Source organism: Pseudoalteromonas sp. ESRF-bin5 (genome assembly GCF_002632075.1).
GTDB classification, from domain to species: domain Bacteria; phylum Pseudomonadota; class Gammaproteobacteria; order Enterobacterales; family Alteromonadaceae; genus Pseudoalteromonas; species Pseudoalteromonas marina.
Window position 1 is genome coordinate 1 of sequence record NZ_NTLW01000221.1, and the last position, 19,180, is coordinate 19,180.

The following is a 19,180-nucleotide window of genomic DNA, read 5'->3' on the forward strand; positions in this document are numbered from 1 at the left end:
CAAATTTAGACTCTAGTGCAGGTTTAAGCATTTCGTAATTAAAATACTCATCATCTACAACTAATAGTCGTTTTGTTTTAGGTTCAATCACCGAGGACATGCTTATGTCGTTTCCTTCTCAAAACAAAAATAAATCCTACCTTTAAGGTACTAACCTTCTTGATAAATGCAAGCATTATTCAACTTCTTTTATAGCATTTAAAATTCGTTTAGACGAAATAGGGTAAGGCGTTCCTAGCGTTTGTGCAAATAATGAAACTCTTAGCTCTTGTTGCATCCAAAATATAGCTTCTATCTCGCTGGGTATTGGCATACCTTTGGGTATTTTATTAGTCAGCTTTTTATACTCAGCTGCCACTTTATCAAGCTCAAGTACACACACTCTGTCTCTGTTTGGGTCAACAGGGAGCTTTTCTAATCGCTTTTGAATCGCTTTCAAATAACGAATTAAATCAGTCAGCTTAGTCGCACCATGTTGACTAACAAACCCTTTAAAAATTAACGACTCAAGCTGAGACTTAATATCGCCATGCGCAGTGATCATGGTCAAATCAACCCGCCCTTTCATTTTTTTATGTAGCGCATGCGCAATGCTAAGAACTTGTTCAACGTGAATAGCTATATCGACTACAGCGTCACCTAGCTCGCCACGTATTTCTTCTTTTACACTTTCAAACTCACTGCTCGTTCTAATATCGCCATATTTGAGTAATAAGCTATCAACACCCGCGGCAATACAATCATTAATTAAATCGGCTATTTTTCCAAAAGGATTAAAGTACAATCCCAACTTAGCCTTATTAGGCAGATTTTGCTGTAAATATTTAATAGGTGAAGGCACATTTAATAATACCAATCGGCGAAGGCCTTGCTGGTGTGCAATCTGTGCCTTTATTTCGTTATCAAATAGCTCAACCGCAGCACTTGATTTTTTATCCACCAGCGCTGGATACGCTTTTATTTCGTACTGGCCTTGCTTTTTAACGTAAGACTTAGGTAGTTCACCAAAGTTCCATTGTGTTAAGTCTGCTTTTTCTATACCGTCATCCGCAACTTTAGAAAGTGTTTCGGTTACCTCTCCTTGAAGCTCTGCTTTGAGCTTCGCAAGGTCTAGACCGCGAGCCAGTAATTTATTGTGCTCATCGCGTACTTCAAAATGTAAGCGTAAATGAGAAGCAAGTGATGTTAAATCCCACGCTTCAGGATCAACGCGTACACCGGTCATTCTCAACAAACGTGTGGTAAGTGCGTCAAGCAACGTGCCTTGCATCGGCTCTACCGCCGCAATAACAGCATCGGCATAATTAGGAGCGGGCACAAAGTTACGTCGAAGTGATTTTGGTAGCGATTTAATCAAGCCACTAACAAGTTCGTGCCTAAACGCAGGGATATGCCAATCAAAGCCGGTTTCTTGCACTTGATTTAATAAGGCAACGGGTATTTGCACCGCAACACCATCAACCGCTTGACCTGGATCAAAGTGATACGTAAGCGGTAATATTAAATTATCTTGCTGCCATGTATCTGGGTAATCAAACTCTGTAATACTGTTTGCGCCATGGCGCATTAACTCATCGCGAGTCATATGTAGATAGTGTTTATTTTGTTGTTTTTGAGTTTTATACCACTTAAAAAAAGCGGCTCGATTATTAATTTCTTTTGGTATTTTTTTATCGTAAAACTCAAATAAGGTTTGTTCATCAACTAAAATATCACGTCGGCGCGACTTATTTTCAAGAACTTGTATATCTTCGATTAGCTCACGGTTAAACTGTAAAAAACGCTCGTTTAAACCTAGCTCTTGTTCAACCAGTGCGGTGCGTACAAACAGCTCACGACTAACTTTAGAGTCTATATTGCTATACACACAGCGGCGCTTATTAACAACTAACAACCCATATAAAGTTTGTTGCTCAAAGGCAATAACAGCCCCAGGTTTTTTCTCCCAGTGGGGCTCAGAGTAGCTGCGTTTTACCAAATGTTGGGCTAAAGGTTCAACCCAACTGATATCGATTTTTGCATTAGTGCGCGCATACAATTTACTCGTTTCAACAAGCTCTGCTGACATAATCCATTTAGGCGCTTTTTTAAATAAACCTGACCCCGGAAAAATATGAAACTGACTATTACGCGCACCTTTGTAAGCTTGTTTTTCGTCCTTAAAACCAATATGGCTAAGCATACCGCTTAGTAAGGCTTTGTGTACGGCTTCACTATCAGCAACATCACTTGTTGCCTTCATGCCCATTTCGTTACACACAGTACTTATTTGATATACAATATCTTGCCATTCACGCAGGCGCATATAGGCTAGGAAGTCTTTTTGGCATAATTTTCTAAACTGACTGTTTGTCAGTTCGCTTTGTTGCTCTTCTAAGTAATTCCACAAATTTAAAAAGGCAATAAAGTCTGAATCAGGATCATCAAAGCGGCCGTGTTTTTCATTCGCTGCTGCGCGTTTTTCCTGAGGTCGTTCACGTGGGTCTTGAATAGATAAAGCAGCCACAATGATAATAACTTCACGAAGTGCACCTAACTTATACGCTGTTAACACCATTTTAGCCAAACGCGGATCAACGGGTAATCGGCTCAGCTCCCTACCAGATTGCGTTAAAGCAGTTTTATTATCTCGTTTAGACGACTTTACTGCTTGTAACTCCTCAAGCAGAGTCAAACCATCATTGATATTTCTGCTATCTGGCGCTTGCACAAATGGAAATTGCGCCATGTCACCCAAGCCCAAAGCTAGCATTTGTAAAATAACAGAGGCTAAGTTTGTACGTAGAATTTCCGGGTCAGTAAACTCGGGGCGAGATAAAAAGTCATCCTCAGAATACAGGCGAATACAAATACCCGCTTCAACACGCCCACAACGGCCCATACGCTGATTAGCGCTTGCTTGTGAAATAGGCTCAATTGGTAAACGCTGTACTTTTGTACGGTAGCTGTAGCGACTTATGCGCGCAGTACCTGGGTCTATAACATAGCGAATACCCGGTACGGTCAATGACGTTTCAGCCACGTTGGTCGATAAAATAATATGGCGGCGCGAATGCGGTGCAAATATTCGATTTTGCTCTGCATTTGATAAACGCGAATACAATGGGAGCACATCAGTGTGTTTTAAATTTCGCTTACTCAACGCGTCGGCAGTGTCACGAATTTCACGTTCACCATTTAAAAATATAAGTATGTCGCCAGGGCCTTCTGCGCACAGCTCGTCAACGGCATCAAAAATACCTTGTAACTGGTCGCCTTCGGCTTCCATACCCTCTTTTTTAATATCGCTAATTGGGTTGTAACGAACATCAACAGGGAAAGTACGACCTGATACCTCAATAATTGGCGCATCGTTAAAATGCTTAGAAAAACGCTCAGGATCAATAGTTGCTGAGGTAATTATAACTTTTAAGTCTGGACGCTTAGGCAGTAAGTTTTTTAAGTACCCTAAAATAAAGTCAATGTTTAGGCTACGCTCGTGGGCTTCATCAATAATTATGGTGTCGTATTGATTTAAAAAGCGATCTTGCTGAATTTCGGCCAGTAAAATACCGTCTGTCATCAGTTTGATGTATGTATTGTTAGAAACCTGATCGCTAAAGCGGATTTTAAATCCCACTTGTTGGCCAAGTTCACACTTCATCTCATCAGCAATACGGTTTGCAACGGTGCGTGCGGCTAACCTACGTGGTTGTGTATGGCCAATAAACCCATCAACTCCACGGCCAAGATCTAGACACATTTTAGGTATTTGCGTCGTTTTCCCCGAGCCCGTTTCACCGGCAATAATAACAACTTGGTTATTTGCTATTGCGTCTTTAATGGCTTGTTTTTTTTTACTTACAGGCAGCTGCTCAGGGTATGTTACCTGTGGCAAGTTAGCTAATCGTTTTTCTTTTGATTGTTGGCTGCGGGTTATATCTGCGGCTATTTTTTCAAGCGCATTGGCTTGTTTAGTTTCGTCGGCTATTTTTTTAACACCATGAAGGCGTTTTTTGAATATGAATTGATCTTTTTTTAAGCACGTTTTTAGCTCGCCAAACAACTGACCTAGGTTAACCACCCGCATACCTTATAAAATATGTAAAAGAGCCATAATTGTATCAAAGTTAACGGCTCGGGTTAATCCTACAAATCATTAAACACTCAGTTGTTTGACATTTAAACACATGTATCAGCCTGTATTCCTATTCGCCTTTAAAAATGCCTACATAAGTTGCTTGCGTATTCGATTTACTCGCGCGATACATCCCCGACGTGTTAAACGGTAAACTAATATTGCCCTGCGTGTCGATAATAATAACACCGCCTGTACCACCTATTGGCTTTAATACCTTGTTTATTACTTCATCACCGGCTTGGGCGATTGTACTGCCTTGGTATTTAACACGAGCGCAAATATCACTTGCCACGTTGTAGCGAATAAAATATTCACCATGGCCGGTTGCTGATACCGCACATGACTCATTCTCAGCAAACGTACCAGCACCTATAACAGGAGCATCTCCAACACGGCCGTAGCGCTTTGCCGTCATTCCACCGGTTGATGTGCCTGCAGCTAAATTACCATTTTTATCAAGGGCAACAGCGCCAACAGTGCCCATTTTAAAGTTATCTGGTAGTGCATTGTGTGCAGCCTGATATGACTTAGTTGTTGCTTTGGCTTTATCGAGCTTATCTTTTGCTTTAAGCAGAGCATCGTAACGATGTTTAGTATCAAATATGTTATTTTCGATAAGTTCAATACCTTGCTCTTTTGCAAATTCCTCAGCACCTTGCCCACTGAGCATAACGTGCACTGAGTTATCCATAACTAAACGAGCAAGTTTAATTGGGCTCTCTACATGTTTTACACCTGCAACAGCCCCAGCTTGGCGGTTACGCCCGTCCATAATTGATGCGTCGAGTTCATGCCCACCGTCATATGTATATACTGCACCGCGCCCTGCATTAAAAAACTCAGACTGTTCTAATACTGTAATTGCAGCAGTCACCGCATCTAAGCTTTCCCCGCCTTTTTCAAGTACGCTGTAACCTGCTTCAACAGCTTCGGATAATTTAGCACGATAGGCTTTTTCTTGCTCAGGTGAAAATTTTGCTTTACCTATTGTTCCTGCGCCACCATGAATGGCAATGGCAAGCGGAGATTCTTCACTTAGTGCACTGTGACTAAACCCTATGCTCGCACTGGCTAAAATAGATAATAAGATTATTTTTTTCATGACTGGCCCTTATCAAAAAAGTATTAAAACCAATGTGAACGGTTAAAACGTAAATTTCAACTAAAGTAAGTTTAAAGGCATAAAAAAAGCGCCTTGAGGCGCTTTTTATAGTTAACGTGTTTAAATTAAGCTTGTTGGGCTTTTAAACGCGCTAAACGTGCTACTTGGTGAGTAGACGTTAAGAAAGAGTAAATTGGTGCTAAATAGCCGCGCTTACGAAGCTCTAAGAAGTCTGCATCGCTTAGCTCATTTAGTTTTTTCTCGTCGATAAGGTAAATACCGTTGATGTCTTTTTTCTCGCCCTTGATGTCTACTGTTAACGTTTGTGCTATCAGTAGCTCTTTGTCAGCAAGGAATTTAGTGAACGCATCTGTTACTTGAGAAAATTCAATGAAAGACACTAGCGACTCTTTGCGACGTTTTAGGTAATCTGTTTCTTCACCGTTTTCAAATAACGCATTACCGTCTGTTTCGCTTACAAGTGGGCTTGCTTCATCAATAACAATACCAAATTGGTCTTGCTCTGGGTGTTTAACTAAACCTAGTGGGTAACGTGTAGACGCCATTGGTGCAAAAGAAGCTGTCCATTTGTCGCCTTCAACAAATAAGTTTTCGCCTGGCTCTAGGCCAAACATTGCAACTGCTTGGAAAGTACCTGCTTCGTTATTTTTAACAAACGACATAGGAAACTCATTTGCTACACGCGCAAACTCATGTGCTACTACAGGCACTAAATGTTGAGTTTTCATAAATTCTACATTGATGCCGTTTTGAATTTTAATGTTGGCATGTTTTTCATTGTGTAAAGGCTGTACTTGTTGCTCCGCCATGTTACTGCTCCGTTTTTAATTTTATAAGTTTCATTGTTAATGCACTAAGGCTAATGCTTTTGAGGCGAAAAAGGAAGGGAAAGTTTTATGACATAAGCCATCTAAAAATAAAATTTAAATAAATCTGCACGTTGCCAAAAAACATACACGTAATAATTTTAAAATGCGCTTAAAAATAAAGCGTTACGCGGCTATTTAGCATACAAAACTAAGCAACCCATTTACAATAGTTAACAGATATTCACCTATAAACTTACTCATATTGGAGAATATTTAAACAAACAAAAAGGCAGCTAATTTAGCCGCCTTTATAAAATTGAGTGAGTACTGCAAATTTGATTAAATTATGGAGCCCAATACACTTCAATATTTATATCAGGATGGTTTAGCACAGCACGCAGAGGCATATCGTTAACATCGCCCCCTGCCTTAGCTTGCTTATAAACAGCGAGCTTTTCCTCACCGCTAATAAGTAGTTTTACCACTTTAGAATTTGCTATTGCATGCAAAGTAAGCGTCATACGCTCGGTAATACTCCCCGTCACGTCGCTTTGTATTGCGTTAATCGCACAAACCGTTTGAGTGGTGGTTAAACCATTTTCTAATCCATCTGCGTGTGGAAACAAAGATGCAGTGTGCCCATCAGGCCCCATACCTAAAATAGTTACATCATAAGGCGCTTTCAGTGCACTATACGCGGCTTCACATTTTTCAGCACCTTGTTGTGCAGTAGAAGCATCGTTTTTCATTGTTATAAAGTTGGCTGCATTGCCAAAATTTTGCAACAACGTACTTTTAATAAAAGCTTCATTACTTTTCTCGTGATTTGGCTCAACCCAGCGCTCATCAACCATGGCTACGTCAACGTTCTGCCAATCTAAATCAAGGGTTGATAAATGCTTATATGCTGCAGCGGGTGATGACCCGCCTGATACCATTAGTACCGCGCGGCCATCATCTTTAATACCATCTATTAATGATTGTTCTAAGGTTGCCGATAACTCTTTTGTGAGAGCATCTTTATCATCAAAAAATTTTTCAACTAAAGTCGCCATAATTATGCCTTATCACCTGTGTTAAACCACAAGTGGTTGTTTTCTGCTAATAACTCATCGGCATCATCAGGCCCCCACGTTCCGGCGCGGTAAAGTGCAGGCTTACCTTTATCTTGCCAACGCTCAACAATCGGGTCAATCCATTTCCATGCTTGACGAACTTCATCACGATGAATAAACAACGATGGGTTATTTGCAGCCGCATCAAGCATTAAACGTTTGTATGCATCAGAATGGAAACCATTGCTGTAAGCTTGTGATAACTCAATGTTCATCGTTACCGGCTCTAATTGCATTTCAAGGTTATCCAAACGCTTTGACATAAGCGTTAGCTGAATCGTTTCTTCAGGTTGAAGGCGAATAACTAAGCGGTTTGGTTCAATGTTGCCAACATTTTCTTCATAAATATTGTGCGATACTTTTTTGTACTCAACCACTATTTCAGCACAACGTTTTGCCATGCGTTTACCTGTACGAAGGTAAAATGGTACGCCAGCCCAACGCCAATTATCAATGTGTGCACGAATAGCCACAAAGGTTTCTGTTTTACTAGCGCCTTCGTTTAGCTCTTCTAGGTAGCCAGGAACTATTTTTCCGTTTAAATCGCCCGGTACATATTGACCGCGTACAATGTTGCTATCAACATCTGAATCAAAAAGTGGACGAAGCGCTTCGAGTACTTTTAGTTTTTCGTTACGAATACTATTAGCATTAAGCTTATTAGGTGCTTCCATTGCAACAAGGCACAAAAGCTGTAATAAGTGATTTTGAACCATATCACGAAGTGCACCGGCTTTGTCGTAAAACCCAGCTCTGCTCTCAAGGCCTACGGTTTCAGAAAGACTAATTTGAATATTATCAATCGATTTAGCATCCCACATGTTTTCAAATAATGAATTTGAAAAACGCAGTGCCATTAGGTTTTGTACTGTTTCTTTACCTAAGTAATGGTCTATACGGAAAATTTGGTCTTCTTCAAAAAATTCAGCAATTTTAGCATTTATTGCTTCTGCAGATTCACCACAGTAACCGATTGGTTTTTCTACTACTACACGCGATGTTGGCGTAATCAAATCTTTTGTAGAAAGAATTTCACAACACTTGCCATAAACGGCTGGTGGTAAAGATAAGTAAAACACGCGAGATTTAGTGCTATCGTGCTCATCTAAGATCTCTTTAAGCACATCCCAGTTATCGTCAGCTTCAGTAACATTACTCACCACTGGCACTAAGTAAGTAGAAAATGCTTTCCAATCTTTGGCGTTAAATTCACCTTTACTTAAAAACTCTTGCAGTGCTTTGTGCGCTGTTTCAATGTATTCGGCACGTTTGCTTTCTTCACGAACTGTTGGCAGGATGCGTGAGCCTTCAGGTAGGTTCCCTTCTTGATATGCTCTGTACATTGCAGGTAGTAATTTGCGTAACGCAAGATCACCACCGCCCCCAAAAATTATGATATCAAAAGGATTAAGCATAGTTACTCTCTACGTTGTGATACCCCGTCCTAAATAAGTTCGCGGGTATGCCTGTTTATAACTTGGATGATGGTAGCTTTTATAATGTGTTAAAAGCCTGCTGAATTGTTCTTAATTGATGATGTATTATTATTTTTTTATCATCTACGCTTTATTAAATGAGCCTTAGGATTCTGTATCTCCTCTCACAAAAATACAGACCCTAAGCACTCCAGCGCTACCCGTTCAAAGGTACTCGGTTTACCTACTTTTAAGTAGGTTAAATTGTCACTGCGTACGGTGTTGCTTATAGTACGCCATCAGTCCACTTGTAGAGCTATCGTGATCGTGATTTACACTATCATCTGTCAGCTCACTTTCAATTTTAGATGCCAAGCCTTTACCCAGCTCAACACCCCATTGATCAAATGAACAAATGTCTAAAATTATGCCTTGGCAAAAGATTTTGTGTTCGTATAACGCAATTAAACGCCCTACCGTTTTAGCATCAACAGTGTCTAGCAACATTGATGTTGTTGGACGGTTTCCTTGATGAATTTTGTGATTTAGTAGTTCATCAATCTGCGCCTGCGATTTACCTTTAGCTGTTAAGTCGGCTGTAACTTGTTCTGCATCAACGCCACTCATCATTGCTTCTGTTTGAGCAAAAAAGTTTGATAATAAAATGTCATGATGCTTATCAACATTAATTTGTGGTTTAACAGAGGCAATAAAATCTGCTGGCACAATCACGTTGCCTTGGTGCAGGCATTGATAAAACGCGTGCTGACCGTTAATACCAGTCATACCCCAAATGATTGGTACCGTGGTGTACGGTACTACTTTGCCTGCAAAGTTAACATGCTTACCGTTACTTTCCATTTCACCTTGTTGTAAATACGCAGGTAACATGTGAAGAGATTGGTCGTAAGGTAAAATTGCTTGCGACGTATACCCTAAAAAGCTGGTATTCCAAACACTTAACAAAGCCATTATTAAAGGAATATTCTGCTCAATCGGCGCATTTTTAAAGTGTTCATCAACTTCAAAAGCACCTGTTAGTATTTCTTCAAATGCGTCATAACCTAAATACAGCGCAATTGGTAAGCCTATCGCACTCCATAATGAAAAGCGACCTCCTACCCAATCCCACATAGTGAATACGTTTTCATCAGCAATACCAAAGGCAGCTGTTTTTTCTAAATTTGTACTTACTGCAACAAAATGTTTAGCAATTGTGCTTTCATCTTTTGTTGTTTTTAAAAACCAATCTACCGCTGTTTTAGCGTTCGTCATGGTTTCTGATGTGGTAAATGTTTTTGACGAGATAACAAATAATGTTGTTTCAGGATCAATATTTTTAAGTACAGAAGCAATTTGTACACCATCAGCATTTGACACGTAATGCACATTTAACGTGTTGTCTGCGAGTGCTTTTAACGCCTCAGTTGCCATTTGAGGACCTAGATTCGACCCGCCTACCCCAATGCTAACAACGTCTTTCACCGCTTTACCCGTATAACCAAGCCATTGGCCGCTTCGCACTTTTCCAACAAATACTTTAATTTTGGCAAGCTCATTATCAACCGCTTGCGTTACGTTTTCTCCATCAACAATTAATGGAGTATGTGCACGATTACGTAATGCAGTATGCAGTACAGAGCGTTCTTCAGTGATGTTGATTTTCTCACCGCTAAACATTTTGTCTCGCCAAGAGGCAATATCGCACTCTTTAGCAAGCGACACTAAATTAGCAAAAACATCGTTATCAATTAATTGTTTAGAGTAGTCGAATAATACACCTGGGATCTGAGTTGAAAACTTAGAAAAGCGGGTACCGTCTTGTGCAAATAACGTTTTAAGATGTGTTTGTTTCATCTTAGCAGCACTTTGTTCAAGGGCTTGCCAACTTGCTAATTGCGTTCGGTTCGACATTTAAATATCCTCTAAAAATTTTAACCGGTTGATTTATAGTTTCTTTTTATAATGTAAAAGTCTTTAACACGCGCTAAACACACTAAAATAAAACGCCGATAGTATAGTTAAAAACGTGAAAAAAGCGCTGCTTTTACTATTTTATACGCAGATGATAACGCAATTTTTGTCTTTTGACACCGGTATCATAAATATTTTGCAAATTATTTTACCCGCAATTTCAAAGGCACCCATAAAGCTTAATCGATTAAGCTGCTATGTTCGTGAATTTTACTAAACGTTCAGTACTTTTTTAATAGTTATGACATTTATGTGAATAAATAAAAAATCGGCTACCAGAGCCGATTTAATTTGAATCCTATTAGTGTCGTATAATTAGAGGCTCAATGCCAAACCACCCTCTAAGTTATATACTGTTTGATACCCTAGTTGCGTTAGGTTAGCAGCCGCAAGCTTTGATCGGTTACCGCTACGACACAACAATATATATTTACCGCTTTTACTAAGCTGACCTTCCATCAATGCGTGAGCCATTCTACTAAGCGGTATATTAAGTGTTTTTATTTTTTTGGTGCGAAACAATTGCGATACATTATTAGCACCATGCTCGTATGGCTCTCTAGTATCAATCAAATATGCATCGTTTTTAGTAAGCATTGCCTTTGCACTATCAAAATTTAATTGCTGAATAGATAATTCGGGCAACGCGGTGACATAACCACACAATTGTGACCTCGATTTTTCTTTAGCCTGATCATCAAGCTGTTTTTTAGTAACAAATTCATCAATACTCATTTGGCCGTTTATTAATCCGTTTAATAAAGGTGTTTGTTGTTGCTCTGCCTCCCAGTTCATCGCAAAACATTGTAAATAATCATGTCCTGAGCAAATCACACTTGTTTTATCTAGCTGCTCAGCAAGCGCTAGAATAGAATGAGCCATGGTCTTTGCACTGCCACCAGCTAAAGACGTGTTCCCCAAGCCTGCGGGTAATATTAGGTCACCACAAAAGCAATAATTGATGTGATTATCTTCATTTTTTAGAACATAACTTACGCTATCTTCACTGTGCCCTGGTGTGGCTATTTTTTCTAATCGTTGGTTATTAAGGTCAATATACGCTGCATGTATTGGCCACCCCAGTTTATCTATTTCAATGTCATCGCATCGACTCCCTAATACACTGCGTAATAAAGTAACGCCGCAATGGCGCTCTTGGTGAGCGTGTGTATTAAGCACTGCCTTAATAGTGAGGTTTTGTGTATTAGCTATTTTTTCTAAACGCGGTATGATCTCTACAATAGGATCTATAATAATTGCCTGTTTATTCTCACTTACATATAACCAGCAACAGGCTCCTTGGTGCCTAAACTGCGTTAAACCAAGCGCGCACACATCTTGGTGAGGTGTTGCGCTATCAGATACGATTAAACAGTTAGCCTGCAAAATGGCTTTTAATGCACGTATAGATTCACACGCATTTGCAATTTCTTCGGCTGTAGCTGCGGGACCAAACGATAGCCTAATTGCATTTTCACTCTGCCATTGGTTAACACCCATAGCATCAAGCACAAAGCTTGTCGAAGAACCCGTGCTACATGCAGACCCTCCACTGACACGAATACCAGCAGCATCAAATAAATCAATCACTTCTTTGCTTGTTAGTTCATTTACCGCAAAGTTGAGTGTTGTTGGTACCGAATGCTCAAAACTATGATTAAACGTAACATCACCAAAAGTATCTTCAATCGCGCATTTTATTTGCGCGCGGTAGCTATTGAGCACATCGATTGGTTTAAACGTTGTATCTGACCTGTCTAGCAGTAAGCTAAATAGTTTATTTAACCCGGCAATACCGGGTAAGTTCTCGGTACCCGAACGCATACCGCTCTCTTGCCCGCCCCCTGCTATAAACGGTGTATAGGCACTGCCAGCTCGTATATATAAAAAACCGATGCCTTTGGGTGCATAAAGTTTATGGCCCGAAAAGGGAGCATAATCTATTGTAGTCGCGCTTAGATTGAGTTGCTTTTTGCCCAATGCCTGAACACAATCGACCATCCACGACACGTCAGGGTTTAAAAAACGAATCGTTTGTTCAATAGCATCTAAATCTTGATACACACCGGTTTCATTGTTTACCGCCATTGTGCATATCATAAGCGCATTAGGAATGTGTTCTGCAATAAAAGTAAGGTCTAGAATACCATTGCTATCTACCGGAATTGCCAATATTTTAGCATTAATGCCCAATACATCATTCCAATGCTTTAAGGTATTAGGTACCGCTTTGTGCTCAGTAGCGCCATACAATAGCACTGGATTATCTATTTTATGAGTTTTAGCATTAATGAGTGTGGATACGACAGCGGTTTGAATGCCTTCAGTCGCGCCAGAGGTAAACAAAATATTTCCCTCTTTTGCGCCTATCACTGTTCGTGCGTTTTCACGGGTTTGCTCTAACAAATGCTTAGCTTGAATACCTGTAATGTGTGGGCTTGATGGGTTACCAAAGCAAATTTGCATTGTATGAGAAACCACCTGAGCAATGCATGGCAACACCGGCGTTGTTGCATTTGCATCGAGGTAAATTTGCTCAGAGCTAAATAAACAGTCAGACATCTAAAAACGCACCTTATTACTAAAAGATATATCTTATTACCAATATTACATAACTTTAGACGTATTGAGTAATAATCAATTAGTACTGACGGTGCGTTTTCTATGCCTTTTTGAACTAACCCTCTGTCAGTTTATTATTTAGTTCTTCTTGCGTTGAAGACCAAGCGGTAATCAATGCCTTAACAAGCGAAGCCAAAGGAATGGCAAAAAATACCCCCCAAAAGCCCCAAAGACCACCAAAAAACAAAACTGCGACAATTATAAATACAGGATTTAAGTCGACCGCTTCTGAAAATAACAATGGCACAAGTACATTGCCATCAAGGGCCTGAATAATCCCGTAAATAATCAAAATAGTCCAAAATTGAGTTTCTAATCCAAATTGAAATAACGCCACAGCAGCGACCGGAATAGTCACCAGCGCAGCACCCACAAACGGAATTAACACAGAAAAACCAACTAACACACCTAATAAGGCTGCGTAGCGTAAATCTAAAAATGTAAACGCGATAAACGAAACGCCACCTACAATTAAAATTTCAAACACTTTCCCGCGAATGTAATTCATAATTTGTTGGTTCATTTCATTCCATACTTGCAAAATTAAACGGCGCTGTTGCGGAATTAATTTAGCCACACTACCCGTTAACTCGAGCTTATCTTTAAGCATAAAAAACACCAGCAACGGCACAAGTACAAGATAAATTAACCACGCTACAACATCTTTTAGCGACGTTAATGAAAACGATAAAACCACTTGGCCAAACTCAATTACTTTAGCCTCGACAGTAGCAACAATGCCTTGTACTTGGTCGGCATTTATTAAACTTGGGTATTGCTCGGGTAAGGCAACTAAATACGACTTACCTTGCTCTAACATATGAGGGGTTTCTTGCACTAAGTTACTGGTTTGTTTCCAAAGAACAGGACCAATCACTAAAATTAAAGTAAGCATAATGCCTGTAAATATAAGCATTACGATCACGGTTGCTGTAAAACGGCGTAAACCAAAACGCTCTAAGTGAACAACTGGCCAATCAAGTAAATAGGCAATAACTAATGCCACTAAAACCGGCACAATTAACGAGCCAAAAAAGTACAGTAAGGCAACAGAAACGAGTAGTAAAAATAATAAGGTGACCGAATGAGGATCAGAAAATTTTCTTTCGTACCATGTTTTTATATATTCAAACACGTAATGGCTCCACTAATAATAAACCTTGTTGTTTATCTAAGTTGTAACTGTAAGCATATTTTTTTAAATATCGCTCAATATCATCCATGCTCTCATCACTATTTACACTAAAAGTGATGGCTTGCCGAGTAGATAATGCTTCACGTAGCCCTAATTTAAACTGAATAAACTGTTGAGGACATCTATAACTTCGTAAATCTTGGTGTAACATACTCGCTTTACCGATTTATTAAAATGAATAATAAGTCGCATTGCTGTGCATCAGTAGCCAGTAAAATATCAACAAATGTAACTTTTTCTTAAAACAATGCCTGCAATGGTTTATTCTGTAATACATAGTTAGTAGTAAGGACAGGTTAATGTCTCGCACGCATAATAAAGCGCATTTACCAAGTAATCCAACACTCAAAGAGATTAATTGGTATAAAAAGCAAATAAATTGGGGGGAGCTTCCTCCTTTTTATCATTTAGTTGCCTCTTCGGTTAGCGAGTCTGAAGGTGTTTTAGAGCATGGATTTGATAACGCCGTAAAACAACTTATCGATAGACGTAACTGGAATCTAGACATACTCGACGGCTTTGAGGACGATTTAGGTGAGATCCATACCAAACATAAACCTCGCATTGCATTACATCAGGTATTTACAGACAGGGGCTTTGAACTGTGGGCACTGCCTTATGCAAAAGATATTGTTGTTGACCAATACATAAAAGATAACCGCTTTATGGAATTTAGAGTGTGGGATCCGCATTCAATGAAAGTACTATTAAGGTTAAATCAATTACATAAGTTTATTGGTTTTTACTTTGAGCGCGGTGATAAAGCCGATAAAGCCCTCATTTTGCACTCACACAAAGTGGTTCATAAAATTATTACTTTTTTGCAGCGAGAGTTGAACGTAATAAAGATAGATGGAGTCTCAATAAAAGAACTCTACCAGTTGTGCGAAAAAGACAGCCGTGCAAGCAGTGACGAAATAGACATAGCCAAAATTGCCATTGGCGAGCCAATAAACAAGGAATAAGATGCAGCTAAAATCAGCCTTTATCTCTTTATGCAGTGCCGTACTTACATTTAGCCTTCTAGTAAGTGAGCCATTAAAGGCGCAAACTAACTTTAATCTTCCTGATTTGGGAACTTCTGCATTACAAGTACTCCCCCTCGAAAAAGAACAAGCGATTGGGGAAGTAATGATGATGCAAATACGTGGTGGTTCACCGATTATTAACGACCCCGTATTAGATGAATACCTAACTACCATTGGTAGAAAGCTTGTTGCAAACGCAAACGATGTACGTTTTCCGTTTTCATTTTTTTGGATCAATAACTCTGACATTAACGCTTTTGCTTTTTACGGCGGACATGTTGGTGTTCATACAGGTCTTATTGCGCAAGCCGATAGCGAAAGTCAGTTTGCATCTGTACTCGGTCACGAAATCGCTCATGTCACTCAGCGCCATTTAGCACGCAGAATCCAGCAACAACAAGATAACAGCGCAATGACTATAGCGGGGATGATTGCCGGTATTTTAGCAACTATTGTTGCCCCTGACGCTGGTATTGCCATTATTTCAGCTAGCCAAACACAATCTGCCTTTAGCCAATTAACGCACAGTCGCTCTGCTGAACAAGAAGCTGATCGAATAGGCATGCAAACACTTAACAATGCAGGATTTGATGCGCGTGCATCTAGCGACTTTTTGACTAAACTGGCTGCACAAATTCGTTATAAGTATAAACCACCTGCATTTTTGCTTACTCACCCACTGCCAGAAAGTCGAGTGTCTGATGTACGTCTTCGTGCTGAGCAGTACCCAAAGCGTCGCTTACCTGCAAGCCTCGAATTTAACCTTGCTAAAAGCCGAGTACTTGCGCGTTACGACAACAAACCAGAAAATGCTGAAGCCTTATTTAGAAAACTTCTTCGTGAAAACAGCTACAGCAATACAGCACTTAATTACGGTTTAGCGTTAAGTTTACTTGATCAAGAAAAACTTGATGAAGCAGACACTATTTTAAGCAAGCTATTAAAAAGTGACCCTAAGAATTTATTTTATATTGATACGCAAACTGATTTACTGATAGCGCAAAAAAAAGCAGACGAAGCCGTTTCATTTTTAGCTGAACTACATAATTACCGCCCTAACAATCAAGTAATTACGCTCAACTATGCAAATGCAGCATTAGAAGCTAAGCAATATGAACTTGCTGAAAACGTGCTTAAAGGTTTTTTATTAGAAAAACCAGAGCATAGTTTAGGTAAAGAGCTACTGGCTGACGCGTACAAAAAACAAGACAAATTGGCGGCCTATCACGAGGCAAACGCTGACGTGCTATCTCAATACGGTGCTTATATGAAAGCCGCTGATGAAATCCAAAAAGCGCTTAACTTCGTAGAATCAACAGAGTTAATAAAACAGCAGCGATTAAAAGCATTACTTACTCAGTACCGCCGTTTACAAAAAGAGCTTGCAAGGCTTTAAGTCTGCAAGCTGTTGCCCTAAAATAGAGGCAATTCACACTATGGAAACTTTTATGTCTGTTACTATTTATCATAATCCGCGTTGTTCTAAATCGCGTGAAACACTTGCCCTTTTACAAAGTAAATCAATTGAGCCCACCGTTGTTGAGTATTTAAAAACGCCTTTATCATCTGATCAAATTACTACACTTATAGACCAACTTGGTTTTAGCTCTGCTCGTGATTTAATGCGTACAAAAGAAACCGAGTACAAAACGCTAAATTTAAAAGACGAAACAAACGAAACCACGCTTATAAACGCCATGGTTCAGCATCCAAAATTAATTGAACGCCCTATTGTTGAACACAATGGTAAAGCCGCAATTGGTCGCCCACCAGAAAACGTTTTAAGCGTTTTATAATGAGTACAACCATCGTGGTACTTTACCACTCGAGCCATGGCTCCGTTGAAGCAATGGCTCATGAAATAGCTGAGTCAATAGAGCAACAAGGCGCAAAAGCCCTACTGAGAACGTTTGTAGCTAAAAACCCGCACGACATTGTTATTAGTAAAGATGACCTTATAGAGTGTGATGGCTTGGCTTTTGGTACACCTACCCGATTTGGTATGATGGCCTCTCAAGCCAAAGCATTTTGGGAAACCACCAGCGAGCTATGGCTCAAAGGCCAACTAATTGATAAGCCCGCATGTGTGTTTTCATCGTCAAGCAGTATGCACGGCGGCAATGAGGCCACACTGCTTAATTTATCATTGCCCTTACTACACCACGGAATGATGCTACTTGGTGTACCTTACGATGTGCCCGAATTATTATGCACTCAAACTGGCGGGACCCCCTATGGCGCTTCGCACGTTGCCGGTAGCAACAATAGTGCCCAGTTAAGTAAAGACGAAATTAAAATATGCCAAAGCGTTGGTATACGCCTGGCAAAAATTGCGAGTAAACTTCAATGAACACAGCGCAACCCCCTGCTAAAAAGCCAATAACCGTAAAATTTCAACGCATTGCTTTAATTGGCTATATTGGCCTGCTCATTTTAATGCCATTATGGATGTACTTTGTGCCGCCTCAAGAGGGCCCGCTCGATGTTACGTCGCTGTTTGTACCTATAATCCCTCTATTACTTCCACTCAGAGGTATTATAAAAGACAGTACTTATACCTACGCTTGGGCAAACTTTGTTGTCATGCTTTATTTTATTCATGGCTTAACTATGCTTTGGGTTGCACCTGATGAGCTGATTTGGGTGTTACTTGAGTTGTTGTTTGCATCTTTCATGTTTATTGGGTGTACTTATTATGCAAGACACCGCGGGCAAGAATTAGGCTTAAAAATTCGCAAACTAAAAGAAGATTTAGCCGACGAAAAAGTCGCTAACGAACTTAACAAGTAAAATAAAAAAGCGCGTTTACTATTGGGTAAACGCGCTTTTATACATTTTAAATACGTATTAACTATTTAAACCAATTCACTTAGTGCAGCCAACGTCACTATACCCGCTAAACCTAGCTGAGCTAATAAGCTCAATAACGAAAAGCCCCTCAATACAAATAACCCCCAAGGGTGTTTTATATGTGGATACAAAGCGCAGCGCTTTAAGCTCATAGCAAAGAAAAAGCAAATCACCGTAACCATAGTTAAACCAAGCGTCAGTTCACTTTTTATGGTCAGCGCTTCATCAAAAAAGAAAAATAACTGTAATGGCAATAATAAAGTCACAATAGCATGTAAAACATGCACTTTTTTAATACGATCAAATTGCCCTTCTGGGGATAGCTCTTTAATTCCAAAATCACGCTCTAGGCATTTAACTAGGTTTTGCGCTTTAATGCTCACAGCCAATCGGTAGCAACTCAGGCCCTCGTTATTACGCGCTCTAAAATCAAAGCCTGCTTTTATTAGCATCACCATTAACGATTCATTTTTTGAGAGCACAGCATAATGCAATGCAGTATTACCAAGGCTATCAAGGGCTTTTTTATCTTGCTTAGGTAGTAAGGTTTGCACAACGTTTACAAAACCACGCTCTGCCGCCCACATAAATGCCGTTTTACCGTTATCATCAGCTAATGTGCCTGTTGCACCTTGCTCAATAAAGCGCATAGCCATTGTTTGCTTGGCCGTTTTTTTACGTAAATGTGTTAGGAGCGCTTGCTCAAGTAAAACCACAGAATCAACATCAGGTGATACTTGTTTCAATAAAGTAAAATAGTCTTTACCCATTGCTACTTTGTCACTTGCAAGCCCACTTAACACTTCTAAGTCAGCAATTGACTCAGGTATAAAGTGACTTAAGCGATCTCTAAAATCAACTTCTTTCCATAGCGATAACGCATCAACAGCACTAAGCTTACTGCCATTATTTAAAGCATGTTCAATGAG

General features: G+C 39.8%; 15 protein-coding genes and 1 pseudogene. 5 read left to right on the forward strand and 11 right to left on the reverse strand.

The window, feature by feature from the left end:
- The 10 genes and pseudogenes from BCG07_RS19920 to BCG07_RS13450 form a co-directional block, all read right to left on the reverse strand.
- Positions 1–100, reverse strand: a pseudogene (locus BCG07_RS19920) (response regulator); the annotation flags it as partial.
- Between the two features lie 75 nt (positions 101–175).
- Positions 176–4,063 carry an ATP-dependent RNA helicase HrpA gene (gene hrpA / locus BCG07_RS13410; protein WP_286890533.1) on the reverse strand — a complete coding sequence of 1,296 codons (3,888 nt, stop codon included), beginning with the start codon at positions 4,061–4,063 and terminating at the stop codon, positions 176–178.
- Positions 4,064–4,187: 124 nt separating this feature from the next.
- On the reverse strand, positions 4,188–5,222 hold the full coding sequence (locus BCG07_RS13415; RefSeq protein ID WP_286890534.1) for an isoaspartyl peptidase/L-asparaginase family protein: 1,035 nt from the start codon (positions 5,220–5,222) through the stop codon (positions 4,188–4,190).
- 125 nt (positions 5,223–5,347) lie between these two features.
- A complete protein-coding gene (locus tag BCG07_RS13420) occupies positions 5,348–6,052 on the reverse strand; it encodes a SapC family protein (RefSeq protein ID WP_286890535.1) in 705 nt (234 codons plus the stop codon).
- A 344-nt stretch (positions 6,053–6,396) separates the two neighbouring features.
- Positions 6,397–7,107: a 6-phosphogluconolactonase gene (gene pgl / locus BCG07_RS13425; RefSeq protein WP_276755013.1), complete on the reverse strand. Its 711-nt coding sequence runs from the start codon at positions 7,105–7,107 to the stop codon at positions 6,397–6,399.
- A 2-nt stretch (positions 7,108–7,109) separates the two neighbouring features.
- Positions 7,110–8,582, reverse strand: a complete 1,473-nt coding sequence (gene zwf, locus BCG07_RS13430; protein ID WP_008129781.1) for a glucose-6-phosphate dehydrogenase — start codon at positions 8,580–8,582, stop codon at positions 7,110–7,112.
- Positions 8,583–8,849: 267 nt separating this feature from the next.
- Positions 8,850–10,496 carry a glucose-6-phosphate isomerase gene (gene pgi, locus BCG07_RS13435; protein WP_286890536.1) on the reverse strand — a complete coding sequence of 549 codons (1,647 nt, stop codon included), beginning with the start codon at positions 10,494–10,496 and terminating at the stop codon, positions 8,850–8,852.
- Positions 10,497–10,871: 375 nt separating this feature from the next.
- Positions 10,872–13,118, reverse strand: a complete 2,247-nt coding sequence (locus tag BCG07_RS13440) for an aminotransferase class V-fold PLP-dependent enzyme (protein ID WP_286890537.1) — start codon at positions 13,116–13,118, stop codon at positions 10,872–10,874.
- A 115-nt stretch (positions 13,119–13,233) separates the two neighbouring features.
- On the reverse strand, positions 13,234–14,313 hold the full coding sequence (locus tag BCG07_RS13445) for an AI-2E family transporter (protein WP_243533247.1): 1,080 nt from the start codon (positions 14,311–14,313) through the stop codon (positions 13,234–13,236).
- Entirely contained in the window at positions 14,306–14,524 is a 219-nt protein-coding gene (locus BCG07_RS13450; RefSeq protein ID WP_008129787.1) for a sulfurtransferase TusA family protein, read from the reverse strand. The genes BCG07_RS13445 and BCG07_RS13450 overlap by 8 nt, the downstream gene beginning before the upstream one ends.
- A 148-nt stretch (positions 14,525–14,672) precedes the next feature.
- On the opposite strand from BCG07_RS13450, the gene BCG07_RS13455 reads away from it, so the two are divergent.
- Genes BCG07_RS13455 through BCG07_RS13475 form a run of 5 tightly spaced genes read left to right on the forward strand, consistent with a single transcriptional unit; the run spans position 14,673 to position 18,191 of the window.
- Positions 14,673–15,338, forward strand: a complete 666-nt coding sequence (locus BCG07_RS13455) for a hypothetical protein (RefSeq protein WP_006792336.1) — start codon at positions 14,673–14,675, stop codon at positions 15,336–15,338.
- Between the two features lies 1 nt (position 15,339).
- Positions 15,340–16,797 carry a beta-barrel assembly-enhancing protease gene (gene bepA, locus BCG07_RS13460; protein WP_006792335.1) on the forward strand — a complete coding sequence of 486 codons (1,458 nt, stop codon included), beginning with the start codon at positions 15,340–15,342 and terminating at the stop codon, positions 16,795–16,797.
- Between the two features lie 52 nt (positions 16,798–16,849).
- Entirely contained in the window at positions 16,850–17,197 is a 348-nt protein-coding gene (gene arsC, locus BCG07_RS13465) for an arsenate reductase (glutaredoxin) (protein WP_243533244.1), read from the forward strand.
- On the forward strand, positions 17,197–17,751 hold the full coding sequence (wrbA, locus tag BCG07_RS13470) for an NAD(P)H:quinone oxidoreductase (RefSeq protein ID WP_243533242.1): 555 nt from the start codon (positions 17,197–17,199) through the stop codon (positions 17,749–17,751). The genes arsC and wrbA overlap by 1 nt, the downstream gene beginning before the upstream one ends.
- Positions 17,748–18,191 carry a DUF2069 domain-containing protein gene (locus BCG07_RS13475; RefSeq protein ID WP_243533240.1) on the forward strand — a complete coding sequence of 148 codons (444 nt, stop codon included), beginning with the start codon at positions 17,748–17,750 and terminating at the stop codon, positions 18,189–18,191. The genes wrbA and BCG07_RS13475 overlap by 4 nt, the downstream gene beginning before the upstream one ends.
- A 65-nt stretch (positions 18,192–18,256) precedes the next feature.
- Here the strand turns inward: BCG07_RS13475 and BCG07_RS13480 are convergent.
- Positions 18,257–19,180: ankyrin repeat domain-containing protein (locus BCG07_RS13480; protein WP_286890538.1), on the reverse strand; the 924-nt coding region annotated here is incomplete at its 5' end.